Source organism: Pseudomonas sp. PA-7-1E (genome assembly GCF_021605325.1).
In the GTDB taxonomy this organism is placed as follows: domain Bacteria; phylum Pseudomonadota; class Gammaproteobacteria; order Pseudomonadales; family Pseudomonadaceae; genus Aquipseudomonas; species Aquipseudomonas fluorescens_BV.
Genome location: NZ_WKFA01000103.1, coordinates 1 through 6,440 on the forward strand (window position 1 = coordinate 1; position 6,440 = coordinate 6,440).

The 6,440-nt window shown below is 60.0% G+C and carries 7 protein-coding genes and 1 pseudogene; 5 read left to right on the forward strand and 3 right to left on the reverse strand.

Features of this window, described 5'->3' with window-relative positions; genetic code table 11:
* The 4 genes and pseudogenes from GIW79_RS29100 to pcsA all read left to right on the forward strand — a co-directional run.
* Window positions 1–142, forward strand: a pseudogene (locus tag GIW79_RS29100) (ribonucleotide-diphosphate reductase subunit beta); the annotation flags it as partial.
* Window positions 143–290: 148 nt separating this feature from the next.
* Window positions 291–779 (forward strand): DUF1289 domain-containing protein, encoded by a 489-nt coding sequence (locus GIW79_RS29105; protein WP_054895944.1) that lies wholly within the window; start codon window positions 291–293, stop codon window positions 777–779.
* Window positions 780–1,064: 285 nt separating this feature from the next.
* Complete coding sequence (locus GIW79_RS29110) at window positions 1,065–1,985, forward strand: class I SAM-dependent methyltransferase (protein ID WP_054921392.1); 921 nt, start codon at window positions 1,065–1,067, stop codon at window positions 1,983–1,985.
* 148 nt (window positions 1,986–2,133) lie between these two features.
* Window positions 2,134–2,850, forward strand: coding sequence for a phosphatidylcholine synthase (pcsA, locus tag GIW79_RS29115; RefSeq protein WP_003191017.1), 717 nt, complete (start codon window positions 2,134–2,136; stop codon window positions 2,848–2,850).
* A 4-nt stretch (window positions 2,851–2,854) separates the two neighbouring features.
* Here pcsA and GIW79_RS29120 read toward each other — a convergent pair whose 3' ends face one another.
* The 3 genes from GIW79_RS29120 to GIW79_RS29130 are packed head-to-tail and all read right to left on the reverse strand — an operon-like array spanning window position 2,855 to window position 5,079.
* A complete protein-coding gene (locus GIW79_RS29120; RefSeq protein WP_236456376.1) occupies window positions 2,855–3,619 on the reverse strand; it encodes a nuclear transport factor 2 family protein in 765 nt (254 codons plus the stop codon).
* A gap of 39 nt (window positions 3,620–3,658) precedes the next feature.
* A complete protein-coding gene (locus GIW79_RS29125; RefSeq protein WP_054895947.1) occupies window positions 3,659–4,129 on the reverse strand; it encodes a nuclear transport factor 2 family protein in 471 nt (156 codons plus the stop codon).
* 50 nt (window positions 4,130–4,179) lie between these two features.
* Window positions 4,180–5,079, reverse strand: a complete 900-nt coding sequence (locus GIW79_RS29130; RefSeq protein WP_054895948.1) for a haloalkane dehalogenase — start codon at window positions 5,077–5,079, stop codon at window positions 4,180–4,182.
* Window positions 5,080–5,193: 114 nt separating this feature from the next.
* On the opposite strand from GIW79_RS29130, the gene GIW79_RS29135 reads away from it, so the two are divergent.
* Entirely contained in the window at window positions 5,194–6,132 is a 939-nt protein-coding gene (locus tag GIW79_RS29135; protein WP_054895949.1) for a LysR substrate-binding domain-containing protein, read from the forward strand.
* The last annotated feature ends 308 nt before the right edge of the window (window positions 6,133–6,440 follow it).

Below are 6,440 nucleotides of genomic sequence, written 5' to 3' on the forward strand. Positions count from 1 at the left end.
GATCGGCTTGAAGGAAGAGTACCCAGGCACGACTAACCCGTTCCCGTGGATGAGCGAGATCATGGACTTGAAGAAAGAGAAGAACTTCTTCGAGACCCGTGTGATCGAGTATCAGACCGGCGGCGCGTTGAGCTGGGACTGAATCAACACGAACCAATAAATGTGGGAGCGGGCTTGCCCGCGATAGCGCTGTATCAGTCACGGATGTACCCACTGACACACAGCTATCGCGGGCAAGCCCGCTCCCACATTGGCTATTGATGATCCATAGACTTTGCAAGCAAGCCTTTATGCCCAACCAAACCATCAAAACCCCTTGCGTCGGCCTGTGCTCCACCGTCTACGGTGACCTGGTCTGTCGGGGCTGCAAGCGCTATCACCACGAGGTGATCCAGTGGAATGGCTATAACGCCGAGGAAAAACAGGCGGTGTGGCTGCGTCTGGAACAACTGCTGGTACAGGTAATGGCCAGCAAGCTGGAAGTGTTCGACCCGCACTGCCTGCGACAGCAGTTGGAAGCGCGCAAGATTCGTTTTATGCCGCACCAGTCGCCGTATTGCTGGGCATACCAGTTGATTGCGCGGGGTGCGCGGGTGATTTCCAGGCTGGATGCCTATGGTTTGACGCTGTTACCGGAGTTTCGTGAACGCCACCTGGCGGATTTGCGCGATGCGATAGATCGAGAGTTCTTTTTGCTGTCCGAGGCACATTACGAACGCTATATCGCCCCGGTTTTCTTGAAAGAGTCATTCGGGCCGGCGCTGATTGCCACGCGCTGACCCAAATCGCAAACACTGCGGGAACGCGGTACAACGCTGGACCTGTGGCGAGGGAGCTTGCTCCCGTGACGGCCCTGACAGCCGACGATGATCCAACTCACGCTCCGCGATCCAAAGTAGATAAGCGTCGACTATCAGCCCGTCATCGCAGGCAAGCCGGCTCCCACAGTTGGATGCCGGGGCTTCAGGTATATATGGGTCGGCTGTCAGGCCGCCATCACAGGCAAGCCCGTTCCTTCCCAATTGTGTTTAAAATGCCGCCCGCCCGATGACTGACGCTTAACGATGAACCCAGACGCACTCGCTACCCTGCACGCCCACTTGCTCACTGCCCTGGCTGACGCGCCTGCGGAAACCCGGCGCCTGTTCCATGGCCGTGGCCGTTGCTGGCCGGGCTTGGAACAACTGACGGTGGACTGGCTGCAAGGGGTGGTGCTGGTTGCTTTGTTCAAAGAAACCGAGCACCTGGATGCCCTGAAGCACACGCTGTTGCAGATCGAGTGGAGCCGTTTCGGCGTGCACACCGTGGCCCTGCAACACCGCTACCTGCCGCAAAGCACCACCGAATGGCTGGTGGGCGACGCCATCGACGAGCTGACCATCACCGAGGGCGGCCTGCGCTACCTGATCGACCTGGGTAAAAAACAGAACAGCGGGCTGTTTCTCGACATGCGTTACGGGCGCAACTGGGTGCGCGAACAAGCCCAGGGCCAGCGTGTGCTGAATTTGTTTGCCTATACCTGCGGTTTTTCCGTGGCCGCCATCGAAGGCGGCGCCGACCATGTGGTGAACCTGGACATGGCCCGTGGGGCCTTAAGCCGTGGCCGCGACAACCATCGCCTGAATGGGCACGACCTGAGCCGAGTGAGTTTCCTGGGCCACGACTTGTTCAAGTCCTGGGCCAAGGTGACGAACAACGGCCCTTACGACCTGGTGATCATCGACCCGCCCTCCTTCCAGAAAGGCAGTTTCCTGCTGACCAAGGATTACCAGCGCGTGCTGCGCCGCCTGCCAGACTTGCTCAGTGCCCACGGCACCGTACTGGCATGCATGAACGATCCGGCCTTCGGCGAGGACTTCCTGATCGACGGCGTGACCCGCGAAGCACCGGGCCTGCGGTTTGTACAGCGGCTGGAAAACCCACCGGAATTTCCTGACATTGACCCACAGAGTGGGCTGAAGGCCCTGGTGTTCCGTCAGGGTTGATGCCGAAACATCCTACGCTTGCTACGCTAACGGATACGCCGGGCGGTGAACCTTATCCTCCCCTTCCCGGTCGATACCTGCATTCCCTGGCCAGACTCGACGGCGCTACGTTGTCGGCTGCCCCGTTTGACCTTTTGGAGAACCGCCCGTGATATCGACCCTGCATGTAGCCAGACTCAAAGCCTGGGGCGCCCACGGCTTTACCGCCACCGGTGTGGTACTGGCCTTTTTGGCCACCCTGGCGCTGCTGGAAAACTCCCCCAAGGCGTGCCTGCTATGGCTGGGCCTGGCACTGGTGGTGGATGGCGTCGACGGCTCGCTGGCGCGACGGGTGAATGTCAGCACGGTGCTGCCCAGCTTTGACGGCTCGGTGCTGGACCTGGTGATCGACTACCTCACCTACGTGTTCATTCCTGCACTGTTTATCTACCGCTACATCGACCTGCCTGATTTCACCCACCTGTTTGCGGTTTCGGTGATTCTGGTGTCGTCGCTGTTCTGCTTTTGCAACGTGAACATGAAGAGCAAGGACAACTACTTCGTCGGCTTCCCTGCCGCCTGGAACGTCGTTGCCCTGTGCGTCTATATCATCCAGCCGGATGCCTGGGTCACCTTGCTGACCGTGATCGGCCTGGCGCTGTTGACCGTCACGCCGATGAAGTTCCTGCACCCGTTCCGGGTCAAGCGCTTCATGCCGATCAACATCGCGGTGACCACCATCTGGCTGCTGTGCAGCTTCCTGATGGTGGTGGATTACCCGAACACCAACCCTTGGACATTTGGCTTATGGTCGCTGATGTCGGCGTACTTCCTGGGTATCTGCATCTGGCGCACGGCCGTGGAATGGCTGGGCGCGCACAAATAACGCTCTAGAATGGGCCGTTGTCGTGGGGTACGACATCGGGGAACACCGCGGCTACCTGCCACTGTTCAGCGATCTTTGCATGCGCATCGATCCTGAACAGGTCCCAGAAGGTATGGGTTTGACCATTGATCCGTCCCTCTGACTGGACCGCCGCAAACTCACCTTCAGCCACCACTTTCCTGATCGCGACATACTCCTTGTCGCTCACCGCCAGCGCTTGCGCCAGGCAAGCGGCGCCATCGGCAATCTCCGTAATGTGCTGCGCCAATCCATGCTTGCTGAGGAACTCAGGCAGGCGCCGATGCTGCCTGTCGACCAGCACCGTCTGGATGAAGGCGGTTGCAGTGTTTTTGCTGTGCGCGGTCCTGTCCGCATGTTCGACTGTCGCCGGCCCGTCGAACTGGGTGCGGCCCGATGCCGAAATGCGCATGACGGGCACCGACGCATCCCAATGCTCTTGGATCTGATCATCCGCAACGCGGAACATGTCGATGCCGACAACGACTTCGCCGCCGGTGAATACGCCGTTGAGCCAGTTGCGATGAATGCCGTGCAACACCACCAGATCGCCGTCGCTGAAGATCCGCACCACCTCGTAGCTGTAGTCGTCTCGCAGGCTTGCCACTAACTGCTCAAGACCTTCTCGGCCGGTTTGCACATAGGGGCTGTGCTGTTTGTAGGTGGGGGCTACCCACTTCTGGATCACGGCCGGGTCCTTGGCGGTCATCAGTTCGGTCCACATCGTGGTTACCACATCTTTTGCGTTCATGTACCACCTCGTCTTTGCAATCAGCAATTGCCGCTGTCGCTACCTCGCGTCACCGTCAACGGGACGCGCCAGGCCAAAATCGAGCAGCGCAACGTACGGGTTCCAATGCTCGCGATAGGTTTTGATCTTGCCGCCTTCCAGCGTCACGATCGAAATGTAGTTCTGCTCGTAGAGCTTGCCCGAGCCCTTGATGGTGGCTGTGCCGGTGTATTCATACACGTAGGTATGCGGGGTCTTCAGCGTATGAATGGCCCAATTCTCTACCGGTCCGATATCGAGGTTTTCCATATAAGGCACGAGTGAGCTGAAGTAGCGTTTCATGGCTTCACTTCCACGGACCTCTTTGAAGAACAGGCCAAACTCGGTGGGCGCGAACGGAAATTCCCAACCGCCGTCCGGGGTGAAATAGGGAATCATCCGTGTCGGGTTTTCGGTCCAGCCGTTGACTGCATTGCAGACAAAGCGCGCCACTTCCAAGGCATCGTCGGGGCCTTTGTAGGTGTGTTTCATGGTCTACCTCCAGGGGGTCAGGTCATGGCACGGGTGTGAATGGGATGGCTTCAGGTAATGGGGCGCAGTTCTCGCAGGAACAGCGACAGCGCCAGGCCGATCTCGGCCGGAGAGTCTTCCTGCAGGCTATGAATGCCCGGCACGCTGACCTCGCGTTGATTGGCCCAGGTGCGGGCATAGGCCAGCGCACGCCCGGTGAGCACCGCGCCTGGCTCCCCGACGATCAGCAGCTTGGGCAGTGCCTCGGTCGCCAACCATGCGCCAGACGCCTCGATGATCTTGACGACATTGGCCGGTTCACCCTCGATAGGCAGTTCGCGGGGCCAGGCGAGGGTCGGCCAGCGGTTTTCCCGGGTGGCGAAGGGTGCGCGGTAGGCGTCCATTTCCTCGACGCCCAGAGTGCGCAACGTGGTGCGAGGCAGAATCCCCTCGATGAAGAGGTTCTCCTCAAGGATCATCTGCTCGCCTGGTTCCGAGCGCAGGGCTTTGAAGAGGTCCTTGCCTGCGCCAGCGTAATCGTCCCAGCTTCCCGGAAACACCACACCTTCCATATACACCAGCGCCTGTACACGATCCCGGTTGCGGTTGGCCCAATGCGCCCCCAGCGCAGTGCCCCAGTCATCGGTAACCAACACAACGTTGGTCAACCCCATGGCCTCGAACCAGGCCTCGAGATAGCGGGCATGATCCTCGAAGCGATAGGCGCGAGTCGGCGACTTGCCCGAGAGCCCCATACCCACTAGGTCCGGCGCCAGGCATCTGCCGTGCGGCAGCGCGTGAGGAATGATATTGCGCCACAGATAGGACCACGTGGGGTTGCCGTGCAGGAAGACGATGGGCTCGCCTGCGCCGACGTCCACGTAGCTCATGTCGGTGTCGAGGACGGCAACTCGCTGGCGTGGATGCGGGTCGCCATATTGCGCAAGATTGTCGGCGGTAAGCAGAGGCATGTCGGCGGCTCCTTGAGTGCCAGTTGATTCGGTGAGTCATCAGCCCAACCAAACGACAATCATCCCAATAGATGCTATTTTTGAACCATCTGTTACCTGAAATCGGACAATAGAATGACCACCCAGGCTGTGCTGGAGGACCTCAACGATCTCTACTATTTCTCCATGGTCGCCGAGCACGGCGGGTTCTCGGCGGCGGGCCGAGTGCTAGGCATCCCCAAGTCGCGGCTCAGCGCACGCGTTGCGGCGCTCGAACAACGCCTGGGCGCCCGCCTGTTTCATCGAACCACACGCCATGTGTCTCTGACTGACCTCGGTGAGCGATTTTTCATCCATTGCCGCGCCTCGATCACTGAAGCGCTGGCGGCTCAGGAAGTCATCGACATGGCCAGCGCCGCGCCGCGCGGGCTGGTGCGCATCAGTTGCCCGGTGCTGGCGACCCAGGTATTCCTGGCCCCTTACCTGCCGCCGTTCATGGCCCGTTACCCCCAGGTGCGCGTGCAGGTGCTTGCCACTGATCGCACGGTGGACCTGCAGGCGGAATCGGTGGACATTGCCGTGCGGCTGCGTCAGCCGGAGGATATGGACCCCGACCTGGTGGCCAAACCGCTGGGGATCAGCCGGCGCATCCTGGTTGCCAGCGCGGACTACCTCAAGCGCACAGGGCCGCTGTCTCATCCGGACGAGCTGGCACAACGGCCAACGCTCTACTACGAAGCGGCAGATGAGCCACAGCCGCAATGGCTACTGGTTGGCCCTGATGGTGCGCGCACCACCGCCAAGCTGCGGCCGACCTTGATGTGCAGGGAGCATGAAACGATCCTGAATGCGGCCATCCAGGGGTTGGGCATCGCGATGATGCCGGATGTTGCGTGCCTGCCCGCCCTGGCTCGACAGCAACTGGTGGTGGTGCTGCCAGAATGGAGTGCCCCCGAGCTGACACTGCACCTCGCGTATTCGGCGCGGCGCGGCATGCTGCCTTCGGTCAGGGCGCTGATTGACTTTCTGTCCGAGCATCTGCCACAGATTGTGATGCAGAACTCGGTTCGGTGAGGCTGGTGCCTACACAATACTTGTTAAGTACCAAATACCTTGTGGGGCTTGCCTGCGATAGCGGTGGTTCTGTTACGGACTCAGTGACTGACACTCCGCTGTCGCGAGCAAGCCCGCTTGTATGCTAGGACTTGAAGGGAGGAGAAGGGACAAAGCCCGATTCTGACTGTTGACGCAGTATAGACCGTGGGAGATTTCGCCCCTCCTCCTTTCACCCAAGCGCCGATAAAGAATGCATCTGGCTATGACCGACGATAGGAACAAGCCTGCGCCTCTGGGTGAGCCCTTCAAGTGCTCAAAACCTTAGC

Bases quoted from the DNA above. Each gene is read 5' to 3' on its own strand.
- GIW79_RS29130 (WP_054895948.1), bottom strand. From the start codon at position 5,079: ATGCCTCTGCTTACCGCCGACAATCTTGCGCAATATGGCGACCCGCAT.
- GIW79_RS29120 (WP_236456376.1), bottom strand. From the start codon at position 3,619: ATGAACGCAAAAGATGTGGTAACCACGATGTGGACCGAACTGATGACC.
- GIW79_RS29125 (WP_054895947.1), bottom strand. From the start codon at position 4,129: ATGAAACACACCTACAAAGGCCCCGACGATGCCTTGGAAGTGGCGCGC.
- GIW79_RS29135 (WP_054895949.1), top strand. From the start codon at position 5,194: ATGACCACCCAGGCTGTGCTGGAGGACCTCAACGATCTCTACTATTTC.
- GIW79_RS29110 (WP_054921392.1), top strand. From the start codon at position 1,065: ATGAACCCAGACGCACTCGCTACCCTGCACGCCCACTTGCTCACTGCC.
- GIW79_RS29105 (WP_054895944.1), top strand. From the start codon at position 291: ATGCCCAACCAAACCATCAAAACCCCTTGCGTCGGCCTGTGCTCCACC.